This is a genomic window from Bacteroides zhangwenhongii (assembly GCF_009193325.2).
Classification (GTDB): Bacteria; Bacteroidota; Bacteroidia; order Bacteroidales; family Bacteroidaceae; genus Bacteroides; species Bacteroides zhangwenhongii.
The window spans coordinates 4,891,944-4,907,852 of record NZ_CP059856.1; the positions used below are offsets into that span (position 1 = coordinate 4,891,944).

The following is a 15,909-nucleotide window of genomic DNA, read 5'->3' on the forward strand; positions in this document are numbered from 1 at the left end:
TTACATTTATGCTTTCAAGCATTTATTTTCAGATAATATACTTTTCATAGAAATATGCAATATCCATCACTTCAATATCAGATTTATTATTCATCAATCGCCTTATTCTATTTCTACATTGTTCTACCTTCTTGGTTTGAAACAATAAAATGACCTTCTCATGAATAGGCAAATGAGTATAAAACAAAGGCTTTGTATAAACTAACTTAGCTTTTATATCTTGAATGAAGGATGAATTAAGTTCATTTGTTTCTACCCTAAATTTAGCATCAACCAGAAGCATCTTTTTATTGCTGAGTAACGCAACAAAATCCATCGTACTATTCAGACAACGATGTTGTCTTCTCGCTTGTGCTATCTCCCATCGGTCAACGTCAACCACTAAAATTGTTCTTTTACACTCTGGGATTTTTTTAGGAGCTCCTTCCCGAATAAGCAATTCATCCAAACTAACATAAAATGCAGAATACAGCTTTACAAATTCTTCAGAAAAACAATAAGAGTCTATCGAAAGGCACTTACATTGCAACTTATTCGCAGGCTCCATACTCATCAATTTTATCTAAGGATTTATTAAATGATTTAAAAATAGGATCTATGTCAAGACCTAAATCACGATATGTATATTCATAAGGAGTGTCTTCCGAATCCTCGGCTAAATAAAAGTTTAATTTGTCTTGCACTTCCTCTTTCGCGGCAATATATCGAATAGCACTTATCATATCTGTACTATGACTGGCTACAAAAAACTTTACTCCAATCTCTTTATGGAGCAAGACAATCATCCGTGCATATTCCACGATCCATTGAGGGTGTAAATGAGCTTCCGGCTCATCAATAATAAGTAGTGTGTCTTTTTGAAGAAAACCATTCTTCAACAGCAGTTGTAAAATAGAAAATGATTTTATTCCTGTGGCACAATCTTTCAAATCGAATATTTTTCCATCGTCTCTTTTATAAGACAATTTTGGGTTACGAATATCGTCTTTTTCTATAAGAGGCTCCCCTTTCATTATTTGAGTAAGATTCTTATATAAAGGAACTTTTTCGCCTATTTGAGAATGATCATTCAATAAAGTTGATAACTTCATCCAATAATCTTTACCACCAGTCAATTGACTCCCTACTATCATCGGAGTATCAATATAGGCAACTCTTTTTATATAATGAAGTAAAGGAACCGACTTCGTCTCTCCACCTGCAAAAGAAACCCCATATTCTCGAATCACCCATTTTTGAGGATACACACCTTTCAAATAAAAATCCAGATAATCGTGTAGTAAGAAATATCGTCGCTTTTCTTTATCTCTCGATGCGCCATCAAACAATGCTTCTATTTCTTTATAAAATAGACCTAACAATTCATCCAAATCATCTAGCGAATCGTCAAACATATTCTTGATAATTCGCACAATGCGTTTACAAGAATTTATTATATCCTCATCTTTCTGATTGTATACAAAATCTTTGTAAGATAGAAAACGAGTAAACAATTCCTCTACATATTGCAAATACTTCATTTTATCTGCGACAGAAACAGGACGTAAAATAATTGAATTGACAGATGTGAGACCGTTTACTTCCCTCTCTATTTGCCTTAAAACTTCAACATAACGAAGCAATTCATCATTTAAAGCAGAATCTATTATTTCATTAAAATGATTCGCATAATAAAATGAATAATACAACAGTTGTGACAAACTACTCTTTCCACAACCATTAATACCGGATACAACCGTTATTCCATTCAAAGCGATATCCGCCTTCTTTACAGCCTTAAAATTCTCAACCGACAGTTCTACTATTTTATCCATACAGATATATTCTATAATATAGATGATATGCAAAGATAAGAAACAAAAAGAGATTCTTTTAAGTTTCAGAACAGTTTATAACAAAAAAGTCGCTTTCGGTAAACCGAAAGCGACTTCTATATTCATTCTGCGAAAGCCGGAATTACATCATTCCACCCATGCCTCCCATTCCGGGAGCACCCATCGGCATTTCTGGCTTATCTTCCTTCTTTTCTACGATTACACATTCAGTAGTCAGGAACATACCAGCGATAGAAGCTGCATTTTCCAAAGCTACACGAGCAACCTTAGCAGGGTCTACTACACCGGCAGCGTGCAAGTTTTCGTAAACATCCGTACGGGCATTGTAACCGAAGTCACCCTTTCCTTCACGTACTTTCTGAACAACTACAGCACCTTCTTTACCGGCATTAGCTACAATCTCACGAAGCGGTTCCTCGATGGCGCGTTTGATGATACCAATACCGGTTGTCTCATCAGCATTGTCACCTGTCAGACCTTCCAAAGATTCGATGGCACGGATGTAAGCTACGCCACCACCCGGAATAATACCTTCTTCGATAGCAGCACGGGTTGCACGCAATGCGTCATCTACACGGTCTTTCTTTTCTTTCATTTCCACTTCAGAAGCAGCACCTACATAGAGAACAGCTACACCACCTGACAATTTAGCCAGACGTTCCTGCAATTTCTCGCGGTCATAATCAGACTTAGTTGAAGCAATCTGAGCTTTGATCTGTTCGCAACGTTCTTTGATGTTGGCTTTGTCACCTGCACCGTTTACGATTGTTGTATTGTCTTTAGAAACAGTAACCTTGTCGGCAGTACCCAACATTTCGATGGTAGCCTGTTCCAGTTTCAAACCTTTTTCTTCACTGATAACAACACCACCTGTCAGGATAGCAATATCTTCAAGCATTTCTTTACGACGATCACCGAAGCCCGGAGCCTTCACTGCACAAATCTTCAATTGAGAACGCAGACGGTTTACTACCAATGTAGTCAACGCTTCGCTATCTACATCTTCTGCAATTACCAACAGAGGACGACCTGTCTGTACAGCCGGTTCAAGGATAGGCAAGAAATCTTTCAGGTTAGAAATCTTCTTGTCGTAGATCAGGATGTAAGGTTTCTCCATCTCACATTCCATCTTTTCCGTATTTGTTACGAAATAAGCCGACAAGTAACCACGGTCGAACTGCATACCTTCCACTACGCCGATGGTAGTATCAGTACCCTTAGCTTCTTCGATAGTGATAACACCGTCTTTAGAAACTTTACGCATAGCGTCAGCAATCAATTTACCGATTACCGGATCATTGTTTGCAGATACAGTAGCCACTTGCTCGATCTTATCGTAGTTGTCACCTACTGTTTCAGCTTGGTTCTTGATTGATTCCACCACTTTGGCAACAGCCTTGTCGATACCGCGTTTGATATCCATCGGGCTGGCACCTGCTGTTACGTTCTTCAAACCTTCAGCTACGATAGCCTGAGCAAGAACAGTTGCAGTAGTTGTACCGTCACCTGCATCGTCACCTGTCTTAGAAGCGACCTCTTTTACCAACTGTGCACCAGTATTCTGATAAGCGTCAGCCAATTCGATTTCTTTAGCTACTGTCACACCGTCTTTTGTGATGTGCGGAGCACCGAACTTCTTCTCAATGATAACGTTACGTCCTTTCGGACCAAGAGTTACTTTTACTGCATTCGCCAAAGCGTCGACACCTTTTTTCAATTGGTCACGGGCATCGATATTGAATAATATTTCTTTTGCCATCTCTTTATTTACTATTTAAAATTTTACTATCTACTATTATTAATTAACCCAAAACAGCGAGAACGTCGCTCTGACGCATAATTAGATATTTAGTACCTTCAACGTCAAGTTCTGTTCCGGCATATTTACCATAAAGAACTGTATCGCCTACTTTCAATACCATTTCTTCGTCTTTCGTACCGTGACCTACTGCCACAACTTCACCCTTCAAAGGTTTTTCTTTTGCTGTATCAGGAATAATGATACCACCAATTGTTTTTTCTTCTGCAGGTGCAGGGAGGATAAGCACTCTGTCTGCTAATGGTTTAATGTTCATAGTTACTTTTATATTTTAGTTATACATTTAATGTTTAGATGTTACCCGTCATTTTTAGGCGGAACGCTAAAAACATTGCGAAAAGTGTGCCAAAGCAGTTTAGTGATTCTTTGTCAGAAATTGAACTGACAAAATGGCTGTCCGCCTACCTCGTTATGGCAAAAACAAATGATTCCCGTGCGAAAGTTTTCGCACAGGAATCATATTATACCTTATTATAACATGAGTTTGATATATTAATAGCCTTCACCTTTTCACTGTAACTCCTTATTCATCGGTGTTAGCGGGTGAAGGGCGACATCTTCACCCGCACTTACACCTCAGGTCCATTAATAACAAGCTTGCTTTCCATAGGCACTAAACTTCTTTTCTATTATAGATAAACCTCCCTTCTTCCGAATATAAAATTCTTTTGCACCAGTCGCAATCTATAAACGCAAGTTGCGTTTGTAAAAACAAAGCTTGCGTTTATAAAAACAAAGGCTTCGTTTTTATAATCAAAGCCTTCGTTTATAGTTTATCCATAACCCAAAAGAAGTTCAGTGCCTATAAAAAGGGAGTTCGGATCTTATAGGAATGAGGTTTATCTACAATATACGCCCGCCATCAGACCAATTGTCGGTATGCATAGAAAGCCTTAAAAAAAGAGAAAAGAGGGTGAAAGATATGCCCTTCACCAGCTAACGCCCATGAATAAGGCGTTATAGCGAAAAGGTGAAGGGCATACCACATTTGTACGACACACGGACATCATACAACTTAATTCCGGTAAATCAGACAGATAGAAAGTCTTTTCTTACTTTTCTTCGGCCTCAGTCAAGCCATACTTCGCTCTTGTGATTTTCCGTACAAGTTCCCTTTGAACACTTTCCAATGCGTTCACTTCTTTATCCAACAGTTCCAAAGCTGAACCTTTCTGTAACAGATAAGAACGGTCTGAGTATTTTATCATGGAAGTGGGCACTGCCTTATTATCCTTTTTATATTGTTCAATCATATATCGCAAAGCTTCCGATCTATATTTACAAACGGTCTTCCGTTCCGCATAATATAATTCTTTGTAAGCATTGTCTTCACTTCTCAACTTCTTCCAAAAAGCAGAAAAAGCTGCCGACAACGCCTCTTTCTCTTCCTTAGATACAACCTCCGTTTGTCTCTTTTTAAGTTCCCTATATTCCTTATATGTATTTAAGAACTTATCCAGCGCATCTTTACAGACTTTATGTTCAAACCGGTAATTTTCCAATGAAGCAGGACGGTTATACTCAACAATCTCCTGCAGGTAAGGCACATCATTCCAACTGATATACTTATTATTCGCTTCACAATAGTCTGCGTAAGCACTCACAAGTTGCCAACTATACTCTTTTGTTTTCTGATTCAGTTCTTCATTGATGGCCGACAAACTTTTCTCCATTTCCTGTAAATCCTGCGCTAATGCGGTCTGCATACTCCCCCATCCCGAAATGAATAGACAAAGGACGCCTAATAATGTTGTTTTCATAATAATAAATTAAAATTAAGTAAGTAAATGCACAGTTTGCCATGCTTTATTATCTTCTTCCATGAGGTTTCATTTTTTCATAATACAAATATAGGAATTTCCAGCGAACCACCTCACTTCGCCTGTTTATTTTCTTTTATTGCAAAAAACTTAAATATTGAAATAGTGTTCGTATCTTTGCACCGGCTAACTAATAATCTCTTTATTTTTATTACAATATGGCATTTACGAATAATATTATGATTGTCCGGCACAAATTGCTGGCAGACCTTGTAAGACTCTGGAAAAACGACCAGTTAATAGAAAAGATAGACCGGCTCCCCGTAGAACTGAGTCCCCGAAGATCGAAGCCGATGGGACGTTGCTGCATACATAAAGAACGGGCGGTATGGAGATATAAGACTTTTCCTTTGATGGGATTGGATATGACGGATGAACATGATGAAGTCGCTCCCCTTTCTGATTATGCGCGTATGGCATTGAGCCGCCCCGAGCCGAATAAGGAAAATATCATGTGTGTGATTGACGAAGCATGTTCTTCCTGTGTCCAAATCAACTATGAGATTACCAATCTTTGTCGCGGATGCGTAGCCCGCAGTTGCTATATGAACTGCCCCAAAGACGCTATACGCTTCAAAAAGAACGGTCAGGCGATGATTGACCATGACACTTGCGTCAGTTGCGGTATTTGCCATAAGAGTTGTCCTTATCATGCCATTGTGTATATCCCCGTGCCATGTGAAGAGTCTTGTCCGGTAAAAGCGATCAGCAAAGACGAACATGGCATAGAGCATATCGACGAAAGTAAATGTATCTATTGCGGTAAATGTCTGAACGCTTGTCCGTTCGGTGCAATCTTTGAGATTTCACAGACATTCGATGTCCTGCAGCATATCCGTAAAGGAGAAAAGTTGGTTGCCATCGTTGCACCGTCCATTCTCGGGCAGTTCAACACAACCATAGAAAAGGTATACGGGGCATTTAAGGAAATAGGGTTCGCCGATGTCATTGAGGTTGCTGAAGGTGCCATGCAGACTACCAGCAACGAAGCTCACGAGTTATTGGAGAAGTTGGAAGAGGGACAGAAATTCATGACCACTTCTTGTTGCCCTTCCTACATAGAGTTAGTCGAAAAACATATTCCGGGAATGAAACCATACGTATCTTCCACCGGTTCACCCATGTATTATGCCGCACGGATCGCCAAAGAAAAACACCCGGACGCAAAAATCGTATTCGTCGGCCCCTGTATAGCCAAGCGTAAAGAAGTCCGACGCGACGAAGCGGTAGACTACATTCTGACATTTGAGGAAATAGGTTCTATTCTTGATGGATTCGATATCCAACTGGAACAAATGCAAGAATTTTCCATTCTGCACACTTCCGTCCGCGAAGCACACGGGTTTGCCCAAGCAGGCGGCGTGATGGGGGCTGTCAAGGCTTACTTGAAAGAAGAAGCGGAGAAAATCAACGCAATACAGGTATCGGACATCAATAAGAAGAATATCGCTCTGTTACGCGCTTGCGCCAAGACGGGAAAAGCTGCCGGACAATTCATCGAAGTGATGGCTTGCGAAGGCGGATGTATCACCGGTCCAAGTACGCATAACGATATTGTTTCAGGACGTCGCCAACTGGTACAAGAGCTTCTCAAACGCAAAGAGAGCTATGAAACAATGGATCGATAGGCTACGGCGGGAAAGAACCCTCCGACCGGAAGAGTTCCGGCAACTGTTGACTGAATGTGACGCAGAACTGCTGCGTTACATCAACAAACAGGCGCAGGAAGTCAGTCTCCTTCATTTTGGAAACAAGATTTATATCCGTGGACTGATTGAAATCAGTAATTGCTGCCGGAACAACTGCTATTACTGCGGCATTCGTAAAGGTAATCCAAACATCGAGCGTTATCGTCTGACGCAGGAAAGCATATTGGACTGTTGCAAACAGGGATATGAGTCAGGTTTCCGTACTTTCGTCCTGCAAGGTGGAGAAGATCCCGTTTTGACAGATGATAAGATAGAGAGGATAGTCACAAACATCCGGCAAGAATACCCGGACTGTGCCATTACATTATCACTCGGAGAGAAGTCCCGCAATACGTATGAACGTTTTTTCAAAGCAGGCGCCAACCGTTATCTGCTACGCCACGAAACTTACAACGAGGCGCATTACCAACAGCTGCATCCGACGGAGATGTCCGTCAAGCGGCGTTTGCAATGTCTGCAAGATTTAAAAGACATCGGTTACCAGACAGGAACCGGAATTATGGTCGGCAGTCCCGGACAGACAGTAGAAGATATTGTCGAAGATATCTTATTTATAGAACAGCTCCGTCCGGAAATGATCGGCATGGGTCCTTTCTTGCCGCATCACGATACCCCTTTTGCCCAATACCCAAGTGGAACAGTGGCACAGACAGTTCTCCTATTATCCATCTTCCGCCTGATGCATCCATCTGCATTGATTCCGGCAACAACGGCTTTAGCGACTCTTGCCTCCGACGGAAGAGAACGGGGAATATTGGCAGGCGCCAATGTAGTAATGCCTAACCTCTCTCCGCACGAGGAACGGAAGAAATATGAGTTATATAATGACAAAGCTTCACTCGGAGCGGAATCCGCCGAAGGCTTGATTGCCCTACAAAAACAGCTGAATGCCATCGGCTACGAGATTTCCACTGAAAGAGGGGACTTTATACAGTGCACCACAGATTACACGGATTTTCACAGATTTATTTCGATTCATTCTTAATCTGTGAAAATCCGTGTAATCTGTGGTGAAAATGAAAAAAGAGAAAATATATGATATACCAAAAAGATTCATCAAAAGCAGAAGAGTTTATCCACCACGAAGAAATTCTGGATACACTGGAATACGCTAAAAACAATAAAGACAACCGTGCACTTATCGAGCAGCTGATTGAAAAGGCCTCCCATTGTAAAGGATTGAGCCATCGCGAAGCAGCCCTGTTGCTGGAATGCAACCAGCCCGACCTTATAGAACGCATATTTCATCTTGCTAAAGAAATCAAGCAAAAATTCTATGGTAACCGCATCGTGATGTTCGCGCCACTCTATCTGTCGAACTATTGTGTAAACGGTTGTACATATTGTCCGTATCACGCCAAGAACAAGACAATTACCCGCAAGAAACTGACACAGGAAGAGATTCGCCGGGAAGTGATCGCCTTACAAGACATGGGGCACAAGCGTCTTGCTCTTGAAGCCGGAGAACATCCATCGCTGAATCCGATAGAATATATCCTGGAGTCCATAAAAACAATTTATAGCATTCAACATAAGAACGGTGCCATCCGCCGGGTGAATGTCAACATCGCTGCTACTACGGTAGAAAATTATCGTAAACTGAAAGAAGCGGGTATCGGTACCTACATTCTATTTCAGGAAACCTATCACAAGGAAAACTACGAAACCCTCCATCCTACCGGACCGAAAAGTAACTATGCTTACCATACGGAAGCAATGGACCGTGCAATGGAAGGAGGTATTGACGATGTGGGGATTGGAGTTCTTTTCGGTCTGAATACTTATCGGTATGATTTTGTAGGATTGTTAATGCACGCCGAACACCTGGAAGCTAAGTTCGGTGTAGGACCACATACCATCAGCGTCCCCCGAATCTGTTCGGCAGATGATATTGACGCCGGAGATTTTCCCAATGCCATCTCAGATGAAATATTCAGCAAGATTGTGGCTGTGATTCGGATTGCCGTTCCTTATACGGGAATGATTATTTCCACCCGTGAATCACAGGAATCCCGTAAAAAAGTTCTCGAACTGGGTATCTCGCAAATCAGTGGCGGCTCACGTACCAGTGTAGGCGGTTATGCCGAAACAGAATTGCCCGAAAACAACTCCGCTCAATTTGATGTCAGCGACACACGGACATTGGACGAAGTGGTCAACTGGCTACTCGAACTAGGCTATATCCCTAGTTTCTGCACTGCCTGCTACCGGGAAGGACGGACGGGAGACCGCTTCATGTCATTAGTCAAATCCGGTCAGATAGCAAATTGCTGCGGACCGAACGCTCTGATGACCTTGAAAGAGTATCTGGAAGACTATGCCTCCGAAGATACCCGTCGGAAAGGATTGGAGCTGATTTCCAAAGAAACGGAACGAATTCCCAATCCCAAAATCAGAGAAATAGCTATCCGTAACTTAAAAGAAATTTCCAACGGTAAAAGAGATTTTCGCTTATGAGCCTGACAGATACTCCAAATGCCAACAGACTTCATATAGCCCTTTTCGGCAGACGGAACAGCGGTAAATCTTCTCTTATCAATGCATTGACAGGACAAGATACCGCCCTCGTTTCAGATACTCCGGGAACGACTACCGACCTTGTATCCAAAGCTATGGAAATGCAAGGTATTGGTCCGTGTTTGTTTATAGATACTCCGGGGTTCGATGATGAGGGAGAGCTGGGAGAGCTGCGTATCAGTCGGACTTTAAAGGCTATTGAGAAAACGGATATTGCATTGCTGCTATGTGGGGATACTACCTTTTTTCATGAAAAAGAGATGCTAGCACTATTGAAAGAGAAGAATATCCCTGTCATTCCGGTATTGAATAAAATAGATATAAGAGAGAACAATGATAGCTTAGCTACATACATTGAGAAAGAATGTAAAATACGTCCGTTGCTCGTCAGTGCAAAAGAAGAGATAGGAATCGAGCAAATCCGGCAGGCAATTCTTGAAAAACTGCCTTCGGATTTCGGTCAGCAAAGCATTACCGGAGAGCTTACCGCAGAGAATGATCTTGTTCTTCTTGTCATGCCGCAGGATATCCAAGCTCCCAAAGGCAGACTTATCCTGCCGCAAGTGCAAACAATCCGTGAATTGCTGGACAAGAAATGCCTTGTTGTGAGTTGCACTACCGACAAGTTGACAGAGACATTACAAGCTCTCGTCCGTCCTCCGAAACTAATCATCACCGACTCGCAAGTTTTCAAGGCTGTTTATGAACAGAAACCGGAAGAAAGTAAACTGACCTCTTTTTCGGTACTTTTTGCCGGTTATAAGGGAGACATTCATTACTACGTAGAAAGCGCCGCCGTCATTGAAAGCCTGACGGAGGATTCATGCGTATTGATTGCGGAGGCCTGTACCCATGCTCCCCTTACCGAAGATATAGGAAGAGTGAAACTTCCCCGCCTATTACGCAAACGAATTGGCGAAAAGTTACAAATCGACATTGTAGGCGGAACGGATTTCCCTCAGGATCTCACGCCTTACGACTTGATTATCCATTGCGGAGCATGTATGTTCAACCGCAAATATGTGCTAAGCCGCATCGAACGTGCACGGGAGCAGCACATCCCCATGACAAATTATGGAGTGGCTATCGCCTACCTCAACGGAATACTTGACCAAATAGAATATTAAACAGTACACACGAAAAGAAAAAATAAGGTGCCGCTGATTGTGAAGTCAACGACACCTTACTTATTTTATATTCCTACTATCTCTTATCTTATAGCGGCAATCAATTCTTCCGCCGAAACAAGATTCTGTTCTCCTGTCTCCATATTCTTTAACATCGCTTTGCCTTCACTCATTTCGTTTTCACCGACGATAGCTACAAACGGAATGTTCTTTGCATTGGCATAGCTCATCTGCTTCTTCATCTTAGCCGCATCGGGGAAAATCTCCGCACGGATACCGGCAGCACGTACTTTCGACAAAATGCCCATAGAGAATGCGGCTTCCTTCTCACCGAAGTTAATAAACAAGAGTTCGGTTCCATTCACAGCTTCTTTAGGATAAAGGTCGAGTTGGTTCAGCACATCAAAGATACGGTCTGCACCAAAGGAAATACCGACACCTGATACTCCTGCCATGCCGAATACACCGGTCAAGTTGTCATAGCGACCACCACCTGTGATACTGCCGATCTGCACATCCAATGCTTTTACTTCAAAAATAGCACCGGTATAATAATTCAGTCCGCGAGCTAATGTCAGGTCAAGTTCGATTTCATTCTTCAATCCCATTGTCTCTAAAGTATTCAGAATAAATTCGCTCTCTTCTACCCCTTTCAATCCTACTTCACTGGCAGCCAACACATTTTTCAGCGTCGCCAACTTTTCCGCATTCGTTCCGCTAAGGAGAATGATCGGTTGTAACTTGGCAATAGCCTCATCACTGATACCTTTCTCTTTCAGTTCGGCATTTACATTGTCCAAACCGATTTTATCCAGCTTATCTATGGCAACAGTGATATCGACAATCTTATCCGATTCACCGATAATCTCGGCAATACCGGAAAGAATCTTGCGGTTATTGATTTTAATGCACACACGGATGTTGAAACGGCTGAATACAGTATCGACAATCTGCATCAATTCGACTTCGTTCAGCAAGGAATCACTTCCCACCACGTCTGCATCACACTGATAGAACTCGCGATAACGTCCTTTCTGCGGACGGTCGGCACGCCATACCGGCTGTATCTGATAACGTTTGAAAGGGAAAGTGATTTCGTCACGGTGCAACACTACATAACGCGCAAAAGGTACTGTCAAGTCATAACGCAATCCTTTCTCACAGAACTTACTTGCCAGCTTAGCGGCATTACGGCTCAATAATTCTTCGTCTGTGATTCCTGAGAAGTAATCACCCGAATTCTGAATCTTAAAAAGGAGTTTATCACCTTCGTCACCGTACTTTCCCATCAATGTAGAAAGCATCTCCATCGCGGGAGTTTCTATCTGCTGAAAACCATACAGATGGTATACGTCACGAATTGTATTGAATATATAATTACGCTTCGCCATTTCTACCGGCGAGAAGTCACGAGTTCCTTTAGGAATACTTGGTTTTGCTGCCATGATATTGCTGTTTATAATTTTAATTGCGCAAATTTACTGCAAATTTCCGAGCAATGCTTACATATATACGAAAAAATCCTCCATAGTCTTCGGAAAGACTTAGTCTCTTCTACCCATGAAAATCATGATATAGTAAACCAACGTAGCCAATGAACTCAATGCAGCAACTACATAGGTATAAGCAGCAGAACGAAGAGCATCTTCAGCTTGTGCATGATTGTACGAGTTAGTAATGCCGGATGAACTCAACCATACCAATGCACGTTTACTTGCATTGATTTCCACCGGCAACGTGATAAAACTGAACAATGTAGTCATGGCAAACAAAATAATACCTGCCAGCAATAACTGCGGAAACGTGTTCACCAACAAGATACCACCCAGCAATACCCATGTCATAATGGAAGAGGCAAAGTTAACTACCGGAACCAACGCGCTACGCATCTTCAAAGGAGCATACATACGCGCGTGCTGCACGGCATGACCACATTCATGAGCCGCTACGGCAGCCGCCATTATACTATTACTTTCGTACACTCCTTCACTCAGATTCACCGTTTTGTTAGTCGGATTATAGTGATCGGTCAACTGACCCGGCGTATGCGTCACCTGTACATCATAAATTCCATTGTCATGCAACATCTTGATAGCTACATCGCGTCCTGTCATTCCATTTCCTGTAGGAATCTTAGAATACTTTTTGAATTTGCTCTGCAAATTCATTTGTACCAGCCAACTTACTACGGCTATTCCTATAAATAATACCCAATAAGACATATTCATTTCATTTTAATTATTACTCTATATCTCTATAAACAAATTGTTTGCCAAAAATAAGGGGAAACTATCAATGTCAGAATAGTTTCCCCTTGCTTTTATGAAGAATTAGCTAAAAATTAGTCAATTGTAAGCTCTACTACATAGTCAATATCTTTCGGAACTTCGGCAAACTCAAGCAAAACACCGGACTTCGTCTTCGTGAAGCGAACCGGAGACTGATCCTTGAACAAAACCGCCTTCTTAATTTTCTTATCCGCCAAAGGTAAGAACAAGGCTTTGTCTTTCAGACTGAGGATATGCACATAAAGCTTATTCCCTTTCCGCGTTGTCACTCCCCAGTCATGCGGAGCAACCAAACCGCCACGCGTCCCGTAGATGGTTTCACCATACTGCTTCATCCACTTTCCCATCTCAGCCAAACGTTCTACCGCTACGGCAGGAAGTTCCCCATCTGGCTGAGGACCGATATTCATCAAAAGATTAGCATTCTTACCGGCAGCTTTTACCAGATAATGAATCAAGGTCTTGGTAGATTTATAATTCTGGTCTGTGATTTTATACCCCCACATCCCATTCATCGTTTCACAAGTTTCCAATGGCAGATGGCTCACATCCTGCCCGGAAAATCCTGCCGAATTCTCACCGGGCAGGTCACGCTCGAATATCTGTATATCCTCTCCGGCAAAAGGAGTCTGATGATGATTATTGCCGATCAGACATCCCGGCTGAAGCTTATGAATCAATGCATACTGTTCGGGCAATTCCCAATCAAAAGTCTTAGGCTGATCCCACCATCCGTCAAACCAAATGGCACCTATCGAACCATAATTCGTCAATAATTCCGTCAACTGATTATTCATGAATTGATAATAACTTTTCCAATTACCTCTTTCGTCCGGACGTCCTGTCCCCCGCCCTGTACGTCCCCAAGGGTAATCCTCACGCACCCAGTCAAGATGTGAATAATAGAAATGAAGTTTGATTCCCTGTTTCGCACAAGCGGCAGCCAATTCTTTTACAATATCTCTTTTGAAAGGAGTAGCTTTGGCGACATTATAATCCGAGAATTTCGTATCAAACATTGAAAATCCATCATGATGCCGGGTGGTAAAACAGATGTATTTAGCTCCCGACGCTTTGATAGCCGCCACCCATTTGTCTGCGTCAAACTTAGAAGGATAAAATCCGCCTGCCAGTTTGGCATATTCCTTATAATTAAGATTGTTGTTTGTCATCGTCCACTCACCGGTAGCAAGCATCGCATACAACCCCCAATGAAGAAAAACACCAAACTTATTGTCCTGAAATTCCTGACGTGCTTTGAGATTCTCGTCGGTAGGCTGATAAGAAGAAGACTGGGCAAACAAGGTATTAGCGCTCATTACAAGCAAGAAGAAGAAGGAGAGAAAATGTGTTTTCATAAGTGCTATTTATTATTTATGTGTATTTTAAATAGATAAACAAAGGGAATCTGATAAAAAAGGCGAAGATAAAAAATTCTCCGCCTTCCCTATTATTAAATTGTCAGATTGTTATTCTTCAGTATAGCGTTCGATAGTTTGCGCTCTGTCCGGTCCTACAGATACAATCTTGATTTGTACACCCAACTGTTCTTCCAGGAAAGTCAGATAAGCATTGAATTCTTCCGGGAATTCATCTTCGCTCTGCATCTTAGTCATATCTGTCTTCCAACCGGGAAGTTCCGCATATACAGGTTCCACGCCTTCTGTGATATCGTACGGGAAATAGTCGATTTCCTCACCATTTACCTTGTAAGCTACACAAGCCTTGATGGTATCGAAAGTATCGAGCACATCGCTCTTCATCATAATCAACTTAGTAACTCCGTTTACCATTACGGAATATTTCAATGCTACCAAGTCAATCCATCCGCAACGACGCTTACGGCCGGTCACAGCACCAAACTCATGTCCCAATGCGCCAATCTTGTCGCCTGTCTCATCAAACAACTCCGAAGGGAACGGACCTGCACCTACACGTGTACAATATGCTTTGAAGATACCATATACCTCCCCGATACGGTTAGGAGCTACGCCCAAGCCTGTACAAGCACCTGCACAAACCGTATTAGAAGAAGTTACGAACGGATATGAACCGAAGTCAATGTCAAGCATAGTACCCTGGGCACCTTCACAAAGTACGCTCTTACCATCCTTCAACAAATTGTTTATTTCATGTTCACTATCTACGAAATGGAATTGTTTCAGATATTCAATACCTTCCAGCCAAGCCTTTTCCAGCTCCGTCAAGTCATATTCATAATTCAGACTTTTCAGAATCTGTTCGTGACGGGCTTTCGCTGCGGCATATTTCTGTTCGAAATTATGAAGGATATCTCCAACACGAACACCGTTACGACTAACCTTATCTGTATATGTAGGACCGATACCCTTACCGGTAGTTCCTACTTTGGCATCCCCTTTGGCAGCTTCATAGGCAGCGTCAAGGATACGATGTGTCGGAAGAATCAAGTGAGCCTTCTTTGAAATATGCAAACGTTCTTTCAACGGATGGCCGGATGCTTCAAGAGCCTCAGCCTCTGCCTTGAACAGCGCCGGGTCAAGTACCACACCATTGCCGATGATGTTTACCTTATTTCCCTGAAAAATACCGGAAGGAATAGAGCGAAGTACATACTTCTGTCCTTCAAACTCAAGTGTGTGACCGGCATTCGGGCCGCCCTGAAAACGAGCAACCACATCGTACTTAGGTGTTAAAACGTCGACTACTTTTCCTTTACCTTCGTCGCCCCATTGTAATCCTAATAGAACATCTACTTTCATGTTATATTTATTATTTTATTAGTTATCAACACTTTACATTATTTATCTATTTA

13 protein-coding genes are annotated in these 15,909 nt (G+C 42.0%); 4 read left to right on the forward strand and 9 right to left on the reverse strand.

The window, feature by feature from the left end; genetic code table 11:
• Positions 1 to 28: 28 nt before the first annotated feature.
• From GD630_RS19325 to GD630_RS19345, 5 genes are all read right to left on the reverse strand, one after another.
• Positions 29 to 547 (reverse strand): hypothetical protein, encoded by a 519-nt coding sequence (locus tag GD630_RS19325; protein WP_143868028.1) that lies wholly within the window; start codon positions 545 to 547, stop codon positions 29 to 31.
• Positions 531 to 1,814: an AAA family ATPase gene (locus GD630_RS19330; RefSeq protein WP_143868030.1), complete on the reverse strand. Its 1,284-nt coding sequence runs from the start codon at positions 1,812 to 1,814 to the stop codon at positions 531 to 533. The genes GD630_RS19325 and GD630_RS19330 overlap by 17 nt, the downstream gene beginning before the upstream one ends.
• Before the next feature lie 142 nt (positions 1,815 to 1,956).
• Entirely contained in the window at positions 1,957 to 3,594 is a 1,638-nt protein-coding gene (groL, locus tag GD630_RS19335; RefSeq protein ID WP_007748528.1) for a chaperonin GroEL, read from the reverse strand.
• 43 nt (positions 3,595 to 3,637) lie between these two features.
• A complete protein-coding gene (locus GD630_RS19340) occupies positions 3,638 to 3,910 on the reverse strand; it encodes a co-chaperone GroES (protein ID WP_004314007.1) in 273 nt (90 codons plus the stop codon).
• Between the two features lie 796 nt (positions 3,911 to 4,706).
• Positions 4,707 to 5,414 (reverse strand): DUF5039 domain-containing protein, encoded by a 708-nt coding sequence (locus GD630_RS19345; RefSeq protein ID WP_143868034.1) that lies wholly within the window; start codon positions 5,412 to 5,414, stop codon positions 4,707 to 4,709.
• A 218-nt stretch (positions 5,415 to 5,632) separates the two neighbouring features.
• Here GD630_RS19345 and GD630_RS19350 point away from each other — a divergent pair, with 218 nt between their 5' ends.
• Genes GD630_RS19350 through hydF form a run of 4 tightly spaced genes read left to right on the forward strand, consistent with a single transcriptional unit; the run spans position 5,633 to position 10,827 of the window.
• On the forward strand, positions 5,633 to 7,102 hold the full coding sequence (locus GD630_RS19350; RefSeq protein ID WP_007748547.1) for a 4Fe-4S dicluster domain-containing protein: 1,470 nt from the start codon (positions 5,633 to 5,635) through the stop codon (positions 7,100 to 7,102).
• Positions 7,083 to 8,168: a [FeFe] hydrogenase H-cluster radical SAM maturase HydE gene (gene hydE, locus GD630_RS19355; RefSeq protein WP_055173733.1), complete on the forward strand. Its 1,086-nt coding sequence runs from the start codon at positions 7,083 to 7,085 to the stop codon at positions 8,166 to 8,168. The genes GD630_RS19350 and hydE overlap by 20 nt, the downstream gene beginning before the upstream one ends.
• A gap of 50 nt (positions 8,169 to 8,218) precedes the next feature.
• The gene (gene hydG / locus GD630_RS19360; RefSeq protein ID WP_182505667.1) at positions 8,219 to 9,640 is read left to right on the forward strand and encodes a [FeFe] hydrogenase H-cluster radical SAM maturase HydG; all 1,422 of its coding nucleotides are present in this window, start codon (positions 8,219 to 8,221) and stop codon (positions 9,638 to 9,640) included.
• Complete coding sequence (gene hydF / locus GD630_RS19365) at positions 9,637 to 10,827, forward strand: [FeFe] hydrogenase H-cluster maturation GTPase HydF (protein WP_143868036.1); 1,191 nt, start codon at positions 9,637 to 9,639, stop codon at positions 10,825 to 10,827. Before hydG ends, hydF begins: the two co-directional genes overlap by 4 nt.
• Before the next feature lie 83 nt (positions 10,828 to 10,910).
• Here the strand turns inward: hydF and hisS are convergent, their stop codons facing one another.
• The 4 genes from hisS to GD630_RS19385 form a co-directional block, all read right to left on the reverse strand.
• Positions 10,911 to 12,272 carry a histidine--tRNA ligase gene (hisS, locus tag GD630_RS19370; RefSeq protein WP_143868038.1) on the reverse strand — a complete coding sequence of 454 codons (1,362 nt, stop codon included), beginning with the start codon at positions 12,270 to 12,272 and terminating at the stop codon, positions 10,911 to 10,913.
• A 99-nt stretch (positions 12,273 to 12,371) separates the two neighbouring features.
• On the reverse strand, positions 12,372 to 13,049 hold the full coding sequence (locus tag GD630_RS19375) for a zinc metallopeptidase (RefSeq protein ID WP_022275614.1): 678 nt from the start codon (positions 13,047 to 13,049) through the stop codon (positions 12,372 to 12,374).
• Positions 13,050 to 13,168: 119 nt separating this feature from the next.
• A complete protein-coding gene (locus GD630_RS19380) occupies positions 13,169 to 14,473 on the reverse strand; it encodes an alpha-L-fucosidase (RefSeq protein WP_143868040.1) in 1,305 nt (434 codons plus the stop codon).
• A gap of 111 nt (positions 14,474 to 14,584) precedes the next feature.
• Positions 14,585 to 15,856: an adenylosuccinate synthase gene (locus GD630_RS19385; protein WP_007748562.1), complete on the reverse strand. Its 1,272-nt coding sequence runs from the start codon at positions 15,854 to 15,856 to the stop codon at positions 14,585 to 14,587.
• Positions 15,857 to 15,909: the final 53 nt, after the last annotated feature.

Excerpts from the sequence above, each read along its gene's own strand:
- GD630_RS19325 (WP_143868028.1), bottom strand. The coding sequence starts at position 547 with ATGGAGCCTGCGAATAAGTTGCAATGTAAGTGCCTTTCGATAGACTCT.
- GD630_RS19330 (WP_143868030.1), bottom strand. The coding sequence starts at position 1,814 with ATGGATAAAATAGTAGAACTGTCGGTTGAGAATTTTAAGGCTGTAAAG.
- groL (WP_007748528.1), bottom strand. The coding sequence starts at position 3,594 with ATGGCAAAAGAAATATTATTCAATATCGATGCCCGTGACCAATTGAAA.
- GD630_RS19340 (WP_004314007.1), bottom strand. The coding sequence starts at position 3,910 with ATGAACATTAAACCATTAGCAGACAGAGTGCTTATCCTCCCTGCACCT.
- GD630_RS19345 (WP_143868034.1), bottom strand. The coding sequence starts at position 5,414 with ATGAAAACAACATTATTAGGCGTCCTTTGTCTATTCATTTCGGGATGG.
- GD630_RS19350 (WP_007748547.1), top strand. The coding sequence starts at position 5,633 with ATGGCATTTACGAATAATATTATGATTGTCCGGCACAAATTGCTGGCA.
- hydE (WP_055173733.1), top strand. The coding sequence starts at position 7,083 with ATGAAACAATGGATCGATAGGCTACGGCGGGAAAGAACCCTCCGACCG.
- hydG (WP_182505667.1), top strand. The coding sequence starts at position 8,219 with ATGATATACCAAAAAGATTCATCAAAAGCAGAAGAGTTTATCCACCAC.
- hydF (WP_143868036.1), top strand. The coding sequence starts at position 9,637 with ATGAGCCTGACAGATACTCCAAATGCCAACAGACTTCATATAGCCCTT.
- hisS (WP_143868038.1), bottom strand. The coding sequence starts at position 12,272 with ATGGCAGCAAAACCAAGTATTCCTAAAGGAACTCGTGACTTCTCGCCG.
- GD630_RS19375 (WP_022275614.1), bottom strand. The coding sequence starts at position 13,049 with ATGTCTTATTGGGTATTATTTATAGGAATAGCCGTAGTAAGTTGGCTG.
- GD630_RS19380 (WP_143868040.1), bottom strand. The coding sequence starts at position 14,473 with ATGAAAACACATTTTCTCTCCTTCTTCTTCTTGCTTGTAATGAGCGCT.
- GD630_RS19385 (WP_007748562.1), bottom strand. The coding sequence starts at position 15,856 with ATGAAAGTAGATGTTCTATTAGGATTACAATGGGGCGACGAAGGTAAA.